Below are 13,312 nucleotides of genomic sequence, written 5' to 3'. Positions count from 1 at the left end.
CTCGCCCGGCGACCGAACCGGTCGGAACGAGCGACGCGTGCTTAGGGTTCCTACGCGTGCATGTCGTGAGCTATGGAAACTTGCGCATCAGGCGAAAAAGCAAGCGGCCGACGCGCCGTTATCGAGCACGCGCAATTCGGGCGTTTCCAACGCGCATCGCGCCTCGGCCATCGGGCAACGCGTATGGAACACGCAGCCGGAAGGCGGATTGATGGGACTCGGAATATCGCCCGACAAGATCTGCACGGTCTTGCCACGCTCGACAGCCGGATCAGGCACCGGCACCGCCGAAAGCAGCGCGCGCGTGTACGGATGCCGCGGCGTCTCGTAAAGCGCCTGCTTGTCGGCAAGCTCCATCACGCGCCCGAGGTACATCACCATGACGCGGTCCGAGATATGGCGCACCACAGCCAGATCGTGCGCGATGAAAATGAGCGACAGCCCCATCTCCGACTGCAACGACTTCAGCAGATTGACGATCTGCGCCTGAATGGAAACGTCGAGCGCGGAAACGGGTTCGTCGCAGATAACCAGCTTCGGCTCCACGATGAGCGCGCGCGCGATGCCGATACGCTGGCACTGCCCGCCCGAAAACTCGTGCGGATAGCGGTTGATCATCTGCTCGCGCAGGCCGACTTTCGCCATCATCGCGCGCACGCGTGCCTGGCTTTCCTGCTTGCCGATACTCGGCCGATGCTCGGTCAGCGGCTCGGCGATGATCTGCCCGACCGTCATGCGCGGATCGAGCGATGCGAGCGGGTCCTGAAAGATCATCTGCACGTCGGCGCGCGCCGCATGCCATTCGCGCGGCGAGGCCCGCGTGAGATTCGTGCCCATCCGCACGATGTCGCCGCTCGTCGCCGGAATCAGGTTCAGAATGGCGCGCGAGAGCGTCGACTTCCCGCAGCCCGATTCGCCCACCACGCCGAGCGTTTCGCCTGCGCGAAGATCGAAGCTAACGCCGTCGACGGCCTTCAGCGTGCGCGCGGGCGCCCACGGCAGGCGGCTCTTCGCCTGCACCTGAAAATGCACGCGCATGTCGCGCACGGACAGAACGGTGGATGCCGCGTCAGACATGGCTCGCCTCCCGATAACGCGTCTTCAGCGCATCCACCGGCCGATGGCACGCGCGCAGCCAGTGCGCGCCCTCGACCGCCGCAAGCGCGGGCGCGCGCTCGGCGCATTCGGCGGCGGCATCCGCGCAACGTTCGTGGAACGGACAGCCCGCCGGCGGATGCGCCATGTTCGGCGGATTGCCGGGAATGCCGGTGAGCTCGCCGCCCTGCTGGTCGAGACGCGGCAACGCGCGCAGCAAGCCGATGGTGTACGGATGCGAAGGCTTCTCGAACAGCGTGGCGGCGTCGCACTGCTCCATCACGCGGCCGCCGTACATCACCATGACCTTTTCGCACAGGCCGGCGACGACGCCGAGATCATGCGTGATCAACACGATGGACGTGCCGAAATCGCGCTGCAAATCCCGCAGCAGTTGCAGCACCTGCGCCTGCACGGTGACGTCGAGCGCGGTGGTCGGCTCGTCCGCGAAGAGGACTTCGGGCTCGCAGAGCAGCGCCATCGCGATCATCACGCGCTGCCGCATGCCGCCCGACAACTCGTGCGGATACTGTCCGATGCGATGCGCCGCCTCGGGAATGCGCACGGCTTCCAGCATGGCGATGGCCCGCTTCTTCGCCTCGCGGCGCGTCATGTTCTTGTGCAGTTCCAGCACTTCGGTCATCTGCCGCTCGATGGTCAGATACGGATTGAGCGAGCTCATCGGGTCCTGAAAGATCATCGAGAGGCGGTTGCCGCGAATGCGGTTGAGCGCCTTCGCGGACATGCCGAGCAGGTTCTCGCCGCGATACATCGCGCAGCCGCTTGCGCGCCCGTTCGACGCCAGCAGCCCGAGCATGGCGAGCACCGTCTGGCTTTTGCCCGAGCCCGATTCGCCGACGATGCCAAGCGTTTCGCCCTCCTCCAGCGTGAAGCTGACGCCGTTGACCGCGCGGACGGTGGCGTCGTGTGTCGCGAACTCGACGCGCAGATCGTTGATTTCGACTAGCGGCATGGCTCACCTGTCCTTCGGATCGAGCGCATCGCGCAGCCCGTCGCCGACAAAATTGATGCAATAGAGCGTCACCGACAGCAGCCCGGCCGGAAACAGCAGAATCCACGGCGACGCTTCCATCACGCCGACGCCGTCCTGAATCAGCACGCCCCAGCTCGTCATCGGCTCCTGCACGCCGAGCCCGAGGAACGACAGCACCGACTCCGTGAGAATCACGCCCGGCACGGTGACGGTCGTATAGATCGCGACGATGCCGAGCAGATTCGGCACCACATGCCGAGCGATGATGCGCCGCGTCGGCACACCGATGGCGCGCGCCGCCTCCACGTACTCCTTCGAGCGGATGGCGAGCGTCTGGCCGCGCACCACGCGCGCCATGTCCATCCACGAGAACACGGTGATGGTCAGCACGACGAGATAGAACTCGCGGCCGAGCAGCGTCACCATCAGAATGGCGATGAGCAGGTACGGAATGGCATACATCATGTCGACGAAGCGCATCATCGCGTTGTCGACGCGTCCGCCGACAAAGCCCGCAATCGCGCCCCACACGATGCCGAGCGTCACGGACGTCAGCGTGGCGAGCGCGCCGATCATCAGCGAGACGCGTCCGCCGACCAGACAGCGCACGAGCAGGTCGCGGCCGGTTTCGTCCGTGCCGAAGAGATGCCAGTGAGCGAACGTGGGCGGCGCGCTCATCGCGTTCCAGTCGGCGGAATCGAACGCGTTCGGCAAGACCCACGGCCCGACGATGCACGCGAGCGTGATGACGGCGAGCAGAGCGAGGCTCACGACCGCCGCCTTGTTGCGCAGAAAGCGCGCGCGGGCGTCCTGCCACGGACTGCGGCCTGCTACCGCCTGTTCGAGCATCGGCGCCGGAGAAGCAGATTTCATCGCGCGCCCTTTCAGTAACGGATCTTCGGATCGAGCCAAGCGTACGCGAGATCGACCAACAGGTTGAGCAGCACGGCCACGACCGTGACCAGCACGACGAGGCCGAGCACCAGCGTGTAATCGCGGTTAGCCGCGCCGTTCACGATCAGCTTGCCGATGCCGGGCAGCGAGAACACGGACTCCGTGACGACCGCCGCCGTGATCGACGAGATCGCGAGCGGCCCGATCACGGAGACGACCGGGATCAGCGTCGGCTTGAGCGCATGGCGCAGCACGATGGCGCGCATCGGCAAGCCCTTCGCGCGGGCGGTGCGAATGTACGGCGTGTTCATCACTTCGATGAGACTCGCGCGCGTGACGCGGCCGACCGTCGCGACGTTGATCATCACGAGAAGCGCGACCGGAAGAACCATGTAGCGCATGTCGGTTCCATTCCAGCCCCCCGCCGGCAGCCACTTGAGGCCGATGGCAAAGACGAGAATCAGCACCGGCCCGATGACGAACGACGGAAACGCGTTGCCCGCGTTGCTGACGAGCATCAGCGCGTAGTCCGCGATGCTATTGCGCCGCAGCGCCGCGCCCGCGCCGAGCAGCACGCCGATGACGATCGCGAGCGCCATCGACACGCCGCCGATGGTGAGCGACACCGGCAGCGCGCGCAGCACGAGTTCGTTCACGCTCCAGTCGGCGTAACGGAACGACGCGCCGAGGTCGCCGTGCAGCAGGCCGTCGAGGTAAAGCAGATACTGCTTCCACAACGGCTCGCCGAGGTGATACTTCGCCTGCAGGTTCGCGAGCACTTCGGCGGAGACCTTGCGCTCGCCGTCGAACGGACCACCGGGCGTGGCGTGCAGCAGCAGATAGCAGACCGTCACGACGATCAGGAGCGTCGGCAGCGTGAGCAGCACGCGACGCAGGGCATATGACCACATGAGAGCGCGTCCTTGGCGTCAATGCTTGACGATGTAGAGGTCCTTGCTGCCGTAGTGGTCCGCCGGATTCTTCAGCGAGTAGCCGCCGACCGTGCTGCGCACCAGGCGCGGCAAGCCGTATTGCAGAAGCGGCAGCATCGGATAGTCGTCCATCACGAGCCTGGCCGCCTCGGTCAGCAACTGCTTGCGCTTGACGAGATCCGTGGTTTCGCTTGCCTGCTTGACGAGCGCGTCGGCCTTCGGATTGCAATTGAAGTTGTCGTTCTGCTCGGACTTGCACTGCACGAGCGTGAGGAAGGTCGTCGCGTCGTTGTAGTCCGCCACCCAGCCGTTGCGCGCGATCTGGTAGTCGCCGTCATGGCGTTTCTTCAGCAGCACCTTGAATTCCATCGATTCGATGTCGGTGGCAAGACCCAGCTTCGTTTTCCATTCGGAGGCCGCGAAGATCGCCATCTTCTTGTTGTAGTCGCTCGTGTTCATTGCAAAGCGCAGCGTCGTGCCCGGCTTCACGCCCGCCTGTTCGAGCAGCTTCTTCGCTTCCGCGACGCGCTTGTCCATCGGCCAGTTCGCCCACTCATAGGCCGATACGTCCGCGCCGCTCACGCCCTTCGGCAGCAGGCCGTAGCTCGGCGTCTGGCCGTCGGCGGTCACGCGTTGCGCGAGCAGATCACGGTCGATCACCATGGAAAGCGCCTTGCGCACGCGCACGTCCTTCAGCAGCGGATCGCGGTTGTTGAAGCTGTAGTAGCGCGTGCCGAGAATCAGCGAGTTGCGGATATCGTTCGGGAATTGCTGACGGTATTTTGCATAGGTGCCGGTAGGCAGTTGATACGTCATGTCGTTCTCGCCCGACTGGAACAGCTTGACGTCCGTGTTCTCGTCCTCGACCGGCAAGTACGTCACCTTCGTCAACTGGACATGTTCCTTGTCCCAGTAATTCGGGTTCTTCGCGAGCACGAGCTTGCTGTTGACCTGCCAGTCCTTCAACTGGAACGGGCCGTTGCTGACGAGATTGCCCGGCTTCGTCCACTCCTTGCCGAACTTCTCCACCGTCGCGCGATGCACCGGCCCGAGGTTCGCGTTCGACATCAATTCCGGCAGGAACGGCACCGGACCGGAAGTCCTGACTTCAAGCGTGGTCGCGTCGATGGCGCGCACGCCGAGCGCGCTCGCCGGCTTCTTGCCCGCGACGATCTCCGCGCCGTTCAGGAGGAACGGACCGAACACGCTCGCGTACGACGACGCCGTTTTCGGATCGATGAAACGCTGGCAGCCGTAGACGAAGTCGTTCGCGGTCACCGTGTCGCCGTTGGACCAGCGCGCGTTTTTGCGCAGATGGAAGATCCACGTGGTCGGGTCCTTCTGCTCCCACTTCTCCGCGACGCCGGGAACGACTGCGCCGTCGCCGTTGGTGGCGGTCAGCCCTTCGAACAGGTCGCGCGCCAGATTCGCCGCGCCGACCGATTCCACGAGCGCCGGATCGAGCGTCTCCACTTCCGAACCGTTGTTGCGCACCAGTTCCTGCTTCGCGGCAAGCGTCACGCCGGGCGGGACGATGGCGGCTGTGGCAGGCATCGCCGCAAGGAGAAACGCTGTGCTCGCCGCAGCGACTGACGCGCGTTGGAGGAAAGCGAAAGTGGCGAACGACTTCATAGGATTCCTTCTTGTCTCGTTGTATTGCTTGTTTTCGTTGCTTGAATGCCACCGCGTTTAGCCGCGTCTGGCTAAACGGAATGGCATCTAACACTTAGCATCACTGAAGAATGCCAAGGCATGCACCGCTTTCTGGAAGATTTCCGAGCGGCCTCGGCGCGTTTGATGACTGGCAGCGAGTATTTCGCATCGGTCATGCGGATGCCACCCGCAATCGCGCTTGATGACGAAATTTTTCGAAATATCGCCCGAATGAGCGACTAGGACCGGAGCGAGCCTGCGGCGGCTCGACCGAACGGACCGCAGCGTGTCGTCGCGGAAATTGCGCGACGACACGCTCACCGCAAGATCAGCCTCCGCCGAAGAGGCGTTCCGCGCGAGCGCGCAATTCCTCGGGCGATACGTCTTCCTTGTGCGTCGCAATCCACCAGACGTGGCCGAACGGGTCGCGCAGCTTGCCGCCGCGGTCGCCGTAGAACTGGTCTTCGACCGGGCGCAGAATGGTCGCGCCCTCGTCGACGGCGCGCTGCACCACGGCATCGACGTCTTCCACGTACAGATGCAGCATCACCGGCGTGCCGCCGATCGCAAGCGGACCTCTCACCTCCATTTCGGGGAATTCGTCGCTCAGATAAAACGGATTGCCGCCGATCAGCAGCTCCGCATGCCCGACGCGCCCGCCCGGCTCCTGCATGGTGAAGACTTCGGTCGCGCCGAACGCTTTCTTGTAGAAGTCGATGGCCGCGACGCCGCCCGCCACCGCGATATACGGAATCACGCCATGACGGCCTTCGGGAATGGGATCGACTGGTGCACTCATGAATGCCTCCTGGAATCGGCAAAGGTTAGCGGACGCCGCATTCGCCACCGGCGGCGCACTTAAGATGGTGCCGGTTTTGGGCGAGCGCCGCAAAGCGCCGCCACGCGCCCTTAACAAGTTTTCACTATTCGCTTCATACTCTCGGTCGGAGCACGTCCCACTTCCCCATCAAACGGAGCACTCATGCACGATCTGAAAGGCAAGTCGATCCTCATCACGGGCGCGAGCACGGGCATCGGCGCGGCGGCGGCCCGCGCGTTCGGGCGTTACGGCGCGAATGTCGCGGTGCATTACAACAGTTCGAAGGACCAGGCCGAGGAAGTCGCGAAAGACGTGCGCGCGCTCGGCGTCAGCGCGATCACCGTCGGCGCGGACGTGCGCGATTCGAAGGCGATCGTGGCCGCCGTCGCGCAAACGGTCGATGCGTTCGGCAAGATCGACGTGCTCATCAACAACGCGGGCAGTCTCGTGAAGCGCGAGCCGCTCGAAAGCGCGACCGACGAACTCTTCGACGACGTCATCAACATCAATGCGCGTTCGGTCGTCGCGTTCACGCGCGCGGCGCTGCCTTCGCTGCGCTCGGGCGGCGGCGGCTCGATCATCAACGTGACGTCGGTGGCGGCGCGCAACGGCGGCGGTCCGGGCGCGCTGCTGTACGCGGCGTCGAAAGGCTTCGTCAGCACCATCACGAAGGGCATGGCGAAGGAATTCGCCGCCGACCGCATCCGCGTGAACGCCGTCGCGCCGGGCGTGATCGGCACGCCGTTTCATGACCGTTTCTCGACGCCCGAGCAACTCGAAGGCTTCCGCAAGTCGATCCCGATGGGCTATATCGGCGAAGCGGACGATTGCAGCGGCGCGTTTCTCTATCTCGCGTCGGAGGCGATGTCGCGCTACGTGACCGGCCAGATCATCGACGTCAACGGCGGCCAGTTGATGCCGTGAGGCGCGCCGGCCGTGTTATAAGGCGCAAGTCGCTACCGAAAAAAGGAGAATGCAGGAGATGCCGTTGAAACAGCAACATTGCTTTCGGTCCCTCGCGCTGACGGCCGCGGCCGTCGCCGCGTTCAGCGTCGCGGGCTTCGTCGAAACGTCGCCCGCGTATGCGAAGACAGCGGACACGCAGCCGCAAGTCCTGACCGCCTCCGCCGTCGCCGTCGCGGACAAGTACGCCGCCGACACGGCCGAGCAAATCTTCAAGCAGGGCGGCAACGCAGTCGACGCGGCCGTCGCCATCGCGTTCACGCTCGCGGTCACGTATCCGGAAGCGGGCAACATCGGCGGCGGCGGGTTCATGACGCTTTACGTGGACCATCGGCCGTACTTCCTCGACTACCGCGAGCGCGCGCCGATTTCCGCCACGCGCAACATGTACCTCGACGACAAGGGCGAGGTCATCAAGGGCATGAGCCTCTACGGGCATCGCGCGGTCGGCGTGCCGGGCACGGTGGAAGGCATGTGGGAAGCGCAGAAGCGTTTCGGCAGGCTGAAATGGAAGCAGGTGCTCGCGCCGGCGATTCAGTACGCGCAGGACGGTTTCGTCGTCGACGATCAACTGATCGAGCGGCGCGATCGCGCGTCGAAAGACTTCGCCGGCAAGACGAACTTCGACCTGTATTTCGGCGGCATGAAAGCGGGCGAAGTGTTCAAGCAGCCGGATCTCGCGCAGACGTTGCAGCGCATCTCGGACAAGGGCGCGAAGGGCTTTTATCAGGGCAAGACCGCGGAGCTGATCGCCACGTCGATGACCGGACACGGACTCATCACCGCGCGCGATCTGAAGGAGTACAAGGCGGTCTGGCGGCAGCCGGTGGTGGCGAGCTGGAACGGCTATCGCGTGATCACCGCCCCGCCGCCGAGTTCGGGCGGCATCGGCCTCGTGCAGTTGCTGAAGATGAAGGCCGACCTGAAGGACAAGTTCGAAGGCGTGCCGCTGGATTCCGCGCAGTACATTCACCTCGTCGCGGAAATCGAGAAGCGCGTGTTCGCCGACCGCGCGCAGTATCTCGGCGATCCCGACTTCTACAAGGTGCCGGTCGCGCAACTGATCGACGACGACTACATTCTGAAGCGCGCGCAGGAAGTGAATCCGGAGACGCCGTCCGATACCAAGAGCGTGCAACCGGGGCTCGGCACGTCGATGCCCGAGAAGGCGGAGACGACGCACTTCTCGGTCGTCGACAAGTGGGGCAACGCGGTGTCGAACACGTACACGATCAACGGTTACTTCGGCGCCGGCGTGGTCGCGGAAGGCACGGGCGTCGTGCTGAACGACGAGATGGACGACTTCTCCGCGAAACCGGGCGTGGCGAACATGTTCGGCGTCGTGGGCAGCGACGCGAACGCCATCGCGCCGCGCAAGCGCCCGCTCTCGTCGATGACACCGACCATCCTCACGAAGGACGATCAGGTCGCGATGGTGATCGGCACGCCGGGCGGATCGCGCATTTTCACGTCGATCTTCCAGGTGCTGTCGAACGTGTACGACTTCCAGATGCCGTTGCCGGAAGCCGTCGGCGCGACGCGCTTTCACCATCAACTGCTGCCGCCCAACACGATCTATCAGGAGCCGTTCCATCAGCTCGATCCGGAGGTCGTGAAGCAACTGCAGGCGAAGGGCTACACGTTCTCGATGCAAGGCTTCAACGGCGATATTCAGGCTATCCGCATCAACGGCGAAACGCCTGAGCCGATGTCCGATCCGCGCGGGCGCGGCGTGTCGCGCGTCGTTCAGTAAAGGCATGCGGACGCTTACAGCGTGAAAGTATCGTGGTCGGTCCGGACTAGGCATTTGCCCTAGTCCGGCTTTCGCCGGTCGCGCTCTTACGCCCGTCCTAGGCGGGATGCTCAGAAATATAAGAATGCTGGCATGAGCGGCATGTTTCGCGCGGGATTGGACCGCGCGTTTCGTTCCCCTAGTCTCTGTCCTGACCGAGTGCACCATGCGCCGCTGCGCGCGACGCACCCGGCCCATCCAGAACTACATACGAGACGACCCTGACGACGGAACCGCAGTGCGCATCGACGCGCGCACGGCCATTCGTTTCAGCGTGCTGATAAAGGAGCAGCTCATGTTGGAATCCCCCGCCCAGCAGCTTGGCGATATCACGCCCGTCAATCGGGAACAGGATGTTCAGACGGCCAGCGGCGGCGTGCTCGACCGCTACTTCGGCATCTCGCGAGCGGGCAGCACGCCCAAACGCGAAGTCGTGGCCGGCGTCACGACCTTTCTCGCGATGGTCTATTCCGTGTTCGTCGTGCCGGGCATGCTCGGCAAAGCGGGCTTCGATACAAGCGCGGTGTTCGTGGCCGTGTGCCTCACCACCGCGTTCGGCTCGCTGCTGATGGGCGTGTGGGCGCGCCTGCCGATCGCCATCGGCTGCGCCATTTCGCTGACCGCGTTCACCGCGTTCGGGCTCGTGCTCGGCAAGGGGCTCTCGCCCGCCATCGCGCTCGGCGCGGTGTTCCTGATGGGCGTCGTGTTCACGGCGATTTCCGTGACCGGCGTGCGCTCGTGGATTCTGCGCAATCTGCCGACGGGCGTCGCGCATGGCACGGGCATCGGCATCGGGCTGTTTCTGCTTCTGATCGCATCCAACGATGTCGGTTTGATCGTGAAGAATCCCGCGCCGGGCATGCCGGTCTCGCTCGGTCACATCACGGCGCTGCCCGTGCTGATGTCCGTGGCCGGGCTCGCGGCGATCTTCGGTCTGGAGCGCCGGCGCGTGCCGGGCGGCATTCTGCTGGTGGTGATCGGACTCTCGGCGATCGGTCTCGTGATCGATCCGGCCGTGCGCTTTCATGGCGTGTTCGCGTTGCCGTCGCTGTCCGCGCCGGGTCATGCGTCGCTGATCGGCGCGATGGACATTAAAGGCGCGCTGTCGATGGCCGTGCTGCCGAGCGTGCTCGCCCTCGTGATGACCGCGGTGTTCGACGCCACCGGCACCATCCGCGCGGTCGCGGGCCAGGCGGGCCAGATCGACGCGAATGGACGCATCGTGAACGGCGGCCGCGCGCTGACGGCGGATTCCATCAGCTCGATTTTCTCCGCGTGTTTCGGCGGCGCGCCGGCGGCGGCGTATATCGAATCGTCGGTCGGCGTGGCGGCGGGCGCGAAAACGGGTCTTGCGGCGAGCGTCGTCGGCGCGCTCTTTCTCGCGGTGATGTTCCTCTCGCCGCTCGCGAGCCTCGTGCCCTCTTACGCGACGGCGCCCGCGCTGATGTACGTCGGCTTGCTGATGCTCGGCAACGTCGCGAAGCTGCACATGGATGACACGGTGGACACGATGTCGGGACTCGTGTGCGCGGTGTTCATCGTGCTGACGGCGAACATCGTGACCGGCATCATGCTCGGCTTCTGCACGCTGGTGATCGGGCGCGTCGTCGCGGGCGAGATTCGCAAGCTGAACGTGGGAACGGTGGCGATCGCAGCGGCACTGGCGGTCTTCTATCTGGGCGGCTGGGCGATCTGAACGCAGTGCGCTGAAACGACAAAGCCCCGGAAGCGCTTGCTTCCGGGGCTTTGTCCAATGCTGATGCGCTTGACCGGGCGTCAGGCCGAGGCGGACTCGGACTTACTTGCGATACGCTTCGACGAGGATCTCGCAGTTCTGCAGATGCAATTGCAGCGCGCGATTCCACTCGCGACGCACCGCAGCCTTCGCCGCGCGCATCCACGAACCGAACGAAACGAGCACAGATTGTTGAGCGGTGGTTTTCATGAGAGGCTCTCAGGGTAAGTAGCTAGGGGATAACCCTAACTATACGCTTTTCATGCTGCATTGCAACTAATTCTCAAAAAAGCTACACCGTCTCACGTCGGTCGGCCGGTCGCATTTTCCGATTCCTCACTTCGCCAGCAGTTCGCCGTGACGCGCCGGTCCGTTGCCCGCGATCCGCGCGACCAGCATTCCTGTCGTCGCGAAGCGCGTCCAGTGACGCGCGTACAGCACGCCTTCCGTCTGCGCGACGAGCGGGACAAGCCGGTCCTCGATCGGATCGAGAATGTGCGCGATCGTCTCGCCGGCACGCACGCGCTCGCCGACCTCGCGCCGATGCAGGATCACGCCCGACGCCGGCGCATGGAGGTACTCGCAGCCGGCAAGCGGCGTCGCGGGATGGCAAAGCGGCGGCGGCCCGGGCGCATCGCCATGAATGAATCCCGCATGCGTCAGATAGTCGACGATCGCTTGCGCGTCGTGCGCCGCCATCTCGTGCGATACATCGCGCACGCCGCGCAGTTCGAGCGTGACCGGCGTGACGCCGGTCGGAATCGGGAAACGCGCGCCGAACGCATCGCGCAACAAGCGCCAGGCCGACGTGCATGCTTCGTCGAACGGCTCGCCGCCCGACACGTCCGCCAGCAATTGCGCCTCGCTGCCGATAAAGCGCGCGAGCGGCTCGATGGCGGCCCACGCATCCGGCGTCGTGTACAGATGCGCGACGGCCTCCCAGTCGCAATGCAGATCGATGACGAGATGCGCGTCGCAGGCAAGACGCATCAGCGCGATGCGTTGCGATTCCAGTTCCGTCGCGCCTTCCCTCGCGGCGAAGTGCAGGCGCAACGCGGCGCGGACCAGGTCTGCGTTGCGCGCGGCGTCGTCGGTCAGGCGGCCTTCTAGTTGCGTCGCCAGCGCCGGACCGGGATCGGGAAAGCGCCGGTTGAAGTCGTGTCCCGATTGCATGTCGAAGCGACCCATGTGCGTACCGAACCAATGCTGATTCAGCCCGGCGGGATTCGCCACCGGCACGAGCACGATCCGCGCGTTGAGCATGCCCGCGGCTTCGAGTTCGGCAAAGCGGCGCTTGAGCATCCACGCGACCACCATGCCGGGCAACTCGTCGGCATGCAGCGATGCCTGGATATAGACCTTCGGCGTGGCGTCGTCGGCCGGTCCGAACGAATAACTCCTGATCGCGCGCCGGGTGCCGAGCGCGGCGCCGACGAGCGGATGATCGTGAATCTGCATGGCGCCTGACCTTCGAAACTGCCGCCTGAAAAAACGAAAGGCACCGCGAGCGATGCCTTTCGACCGGATGCGCGACGCTTGGCGCTTACTGAATGGAAACGTCGGTCGCGAAGTACTTCGCCATGATGCGCTTGAACGTGCCGTCCTTCTTGATCGCGTCGAACGCCTGATTCAGGCCCTTCTGCAGATCGGCGTCGCCCTTGCGCAGGCCGATGGCCGTGCCCGGACCGATGAGCGCCTTGTCTTCCACGATCGGCCCGACGAGCGCGAACGGCTTGCCCTGCGGCTTCTTCAGAAAGCCGATGGCCGCCTGCGCCGCGTCCGTGAACATGGCGTCGATTCGGCCCGCGACGAGGTCGCCTTCGACCTGTTCCTGATCGCCGTACGCGACGACCGTCACGCCTTGCGGTTCCCACTTCGCCTTCGCGTAGCGTTCCTGCACGGTGCCCTGCTCGACGCCGACGCGCTTGCCCTTGAGCGCCTGCGGCGTCGGCAGAATGCCGGAGCCGGCGCGCGCGACGAGTTGCGCGTGCGTGTCGTAGAGCGGCTCGGTGAAGTCGATCTGCTTCAGACGCTCTTCGGTGATGCCCATGTCGGAGAGCACGGCGTCGAACTTGCGCGCTTTCAGGCCGGGAATCATGCCGTCGAAATTATTCTCGACCCAGACGCACTTGACCTTCATTTGCGCGCACAAGGCGTTGCCGAGGTCGATGTCGAACCCGACGAGCTTGCCGTCAGGCTGCTTCGATTCGAACGGCGGATACGACGGATCCACGGCGAAGCGGATTTGCGTGATGTCCTTCGCGTGCGCGGAGAACGAGGTGATGGCGAGTGCGGCGAGCATCGCGCGCAGAGCGAACGATGCGGACTTGCTGACGAACTTCTTCTGCGACATTCCAATCCTTCGAGACTTGCGGTGATTGCTGGCGCGCTGCGTTCCTCTACTTCGAAACACGCGGCGCGCGGTGGCCCCTTT

Annotated in this window: 13 protein-coding genes; 4 read left to right on the top strand and 9 right to left on the bottom strand. The window is 64.5% G+C overall.

What is annotated here, in order from left to right; genetic code table 11:
• Nucleotides 1-87: 87 nt before the first annotated feature.
• From oppF to NCR34_RS16370, 5 genes are read right to left on the bottom strand one after another with little or no spacing between them, the layout of a single operon-like run.
• On the bottom strand, nucleotides 88-1,077 hold the full coding sequence (gene oppF, locus NCR34_RS16390) for a murein tripeptide/oligopeptide ABC transporter ATP binding protein OppF (RefSeq protein WP_250500495.1): 990 nt from the start codon (nucleotides 1,075-1,077) through the stop codon (nucleotides 88-90).
• Nucleotides 1,070-2,068 (bottom strand): ABC transporter ATP-binding protein, encoded by a 999-nt coding sequence (locus NCR34_RS16385; RefSeq protein ID WP_250500494.1) that lies wholly within the window; start codon nucleotides 2,066-2,068, stop codon nucleotides 1,070-1,072. Before NCR34_RS16385 ends, oppF begins: the two co-directional genes overlap by 8 nt.
• 3 nt (nucleotides 2,069-2,071) lie before the next feature.
• The gene (locus NCR34_RS16380) at nucleotides 2,072-2,962 is read right to left on the bottom strand and encodes an ABC transporter permease subunit (protein ID WP_502800087.1); all 891 of its coding nucleotides are present in this window, start codon (nucleotides 2,960-2,962) and stop codon (nucleotides 2,072-2,074) included.
• An 11-nt stretch (nucleotides 2,963-2,973) separates the two neighbouring features.
• On the bottom strand, nucleotides 2,974-3,894 hold the full coding sequence (locus NCR34_RS16375; protein WP_250500493.1) for an ABC transporter permease subunit: 921 nt from the start codon (nucleotides 3,892-3,894) through the stop codon (nucleotides 2,974-2,976).
• 18 nt (nucleotides 3,895-3,912) lie between these two features.
• Nucleotides 3,913-5,547 (bottom strand): peptide ABC transporter substrate-binding protein, encoded by a 1,635-nt coding sequence (locus NCR34_RS16370; RefSeq protein WP_250500492.1) that lies wholly within the window; start codon nucleotides 5,545-5,547, stop codon nucleotides 3,913-3,915.
• A 120-nt stretch (nucleotides 5,548-5,667) separates the two neighbouring features.
• On the opposite strand from NCR34_RS16370, the gene NCR34_RS16365 reads away from it, so the two are divergent.
• Nucleotides 5,668-5,811, top strand: coding sequence for a hypothetical protein (locus NCR34_RS16365; protein WP_250500491.1), 144 nt, complete (start codon nucleotides 5,668-5,670; stop codon nucleotides 5,809-5,811).
• Nucleotides 5,812-5,896: 85 nt separating this feature from the next.
• Here the strand turns inward: NCR34_RS16365 and NCR34_RS16360 are convergent, their stop codons facing one another.
• Nucleotides 5,897-6,367 (bottom strand): VOC family protein, encoded by a 471-nt coding sequence (locus NCR34_RS16360; protein WP_250500490.1) that lies wholly within the window; start codon nucleotides 6,365-6,367, stop codon nucleotides 5,897-5,899.
• Between the two features lie 183 nt (nucleotides 6,368-6,550).
• On the opposite strand from NCR34_RS16360, the gene NCR34_RS16355 reads away from it, so the two are divergent.
• The 3 genes from NCR34_RS16355 (at nucleotide 6,551) to NCR34_RS16345 (ending at nucleotide 10,839) form a co-directional block, all read left to right on the top strand.
• A complete protein-coding gene (locus NCR34_RS16355) occupies nucleotides 6,551-7,312 on the top strand; it encodes an SDR family NAD(P)-dependent oxidoreductase (RefSeq protein ID WP_250500489.1) in 762 nt (253 codons plus the stop codon).
• Nucleotides 7,313-7,370: 58 nt separating this feature from the next.
• Entirely contained in the window at nucleotides 7,371-9,104 is a 1,734-nt protein-coding gene (gene ggt, locus NCR34_RS16350; RefSeq protein WP_250500488.1) for a gamma-glutamyltransferase, read from the top strand.
• 334 nt (nucleotides 9,105-9,438) lie between these two features.
• The gene (locus tag NCR34_RS16345) at nucleotides 9,439-10,839 is read left to right on the top strand and encodes an NCS2 family permease (RefSeq protein WP_244850135.1); all 1,401 of its coding nucleotides are present in this window, start codon (nucleotides 9,439-9,441) and stop codon (nucleotides 10,837-10,839) included.
• Between the two features lie 102 nt (nucleotides 10,840-10,941).
• On the opposite strand, the gene NCR34_RS16340 is transcribed toward NCR34_RS16345, so the two are convergent.
• The 3 genes from NCR34_RS16340 to NCR34_RS16330 form a co-directional block, all read right to left on the bottom strand.
• Complete coding sequence (locus NCR34_RS16340) at nucleotides 10,942-11,088, bottom strand: hypothetical protein (protein WP_175941675.1); 147 nt, start codon at nucleotides 11,086-11,088, stop codon at nucleotides 10,942-10,944.
• A 126-nt stretch (nucleotides 11,089-11,214) separates the two neighbouring features.
• On the bottom strand, nucleotides 11,215-12,336 hold the full coding sequence (locus NCR34_RS16335) for a succinylglutamate desuccinylase/aspartoacylase family protein (protein ID WP_250500487.1): 1,122 nt from the start codon (nucleotides 12,334-12,336) through the stop codon (nucleotides 11,215-11,217).
• A gap of 85 nt (nucleotides 12,337-12,421) precedes the next feature.
• Nucleotides 12,422-13,231 carry an ABC transporter substrate-binding protein gene (locus NCR34_RS16330; protein WP_371747426.1) on the bottom strand — a complete coding sequence of 270 codons (810 nt, stop codon included), beginning with the start codon at nucleotides 13,229-13,231 and terminating at the stop codon, nucleotides 12,422-12,424.
• Nucleotides 13,232-13,312: the final 81 nt, after the last annotated feature.

The organism is Caballeronia sp. GAWG1-5s-s (assembly GCF_023631445.1).
Lineage (GTDB): Bacteria > Pseudomonadota > Gammaproteobacteria > Burkholderiales > Burkholderiaceae > Caballeronia.
This window is presented reverse-complemented; position numbering and strand designations above follow the sequence as displayed.

Bases quoted from the DNA above. Each gene is read 5' to 3' on its own strand.
- oppF (WP_250500495.1), bottom strand. From the start codon at position 1,077: ATGTCTGACGCGGCATCCACCGTTCTGTCCGTGCGCGACATGCGCGTG.
- NCR34_RS16385 (WP_250500494.1), bottom strand. From the start codon at position 2,068: ATGCCGCTAGTCGAAATCAACGATCTGCGCGTCGAGTTCGCGACACAC.
- NCR34_RS16380 (WP_502800087.1), bottom strand. From the start codon at position 2,962: ATGAAATCTGCTTCTCCGGCGCCGATGCTCGAACAGGCGGTAGCAGGC.
- NCR34_RS16375 (WP_250500493.1), bottom strand. From the start codon at position 3,894: ATGTGGTCATATGCCCTGCGTCGCGTGCTGCTCACGCTGCCGACGCTC.
- NCR34_RS16370 (WP_250500492.1), bottom strand. From the start codon at position 5,547: ATGAAGTCGTTCGCCACTTTCGCTTTCCTCCAACGCGCGTCAGTCGCT.
- NCR34_RS16365 (WP_250500491.1), top strand. From the start codon at position 5,668: ATGCACCGCTTTCTGGAAGATTTCCGAGCGGCCTCGGCGCGTTTGATG.
- NCR34_RS16360 (WP_250500490.1), bottom strand. From the start codon at position 6,367: ATGAGTGCACCAGTCGATCCCATTCCCGAAGGCCGTCATGGCGTGATT.
- NCR34_RS16355 (WP_250500489.1), top strand. From the start codon at position 6,551: ATGCACGATCTGAAAGGCAAGTCGATCCTCATCACGGGCGCGAGCACG.
- ggt (WP_250500488.1), top strand. From the start codon at position 7,371: ATGCCGTTGAAACAGCAACATTGCTTTCGGTCCCTCGCGCTGACGGCC.
- NCR34_RS16345 (WP_244850135.1), top strand. From the start codon at position 9,439: ATGTTGGAATCCCCCGCCCAGCAGCTTGGCGATATCACGCCCGTCAAT.
- NCR34_RS16340 (WP_175941675.1), bottom strand. From the start codon at position 11,088: ATGAAAACCACCGCTCAACAATCTGTGCTCGTTTCGTTCGGTTCGTGG.
- NCR34_RS16335 (WP_250500487.1), bottom strand. From the start codon at position 12,336: ATGCAGATTCACGATCATCCGCTCGTCGGCGCCGCGCTCGGCACCCGG.
- NCR34_RS16330 (WP_371747426.1), bottom strand. From the start codon at position 13,231: ATGTCGCAGAAGAAGTTCGTCAGCAAGTCCGCATCGTTCGCTCTGCGC.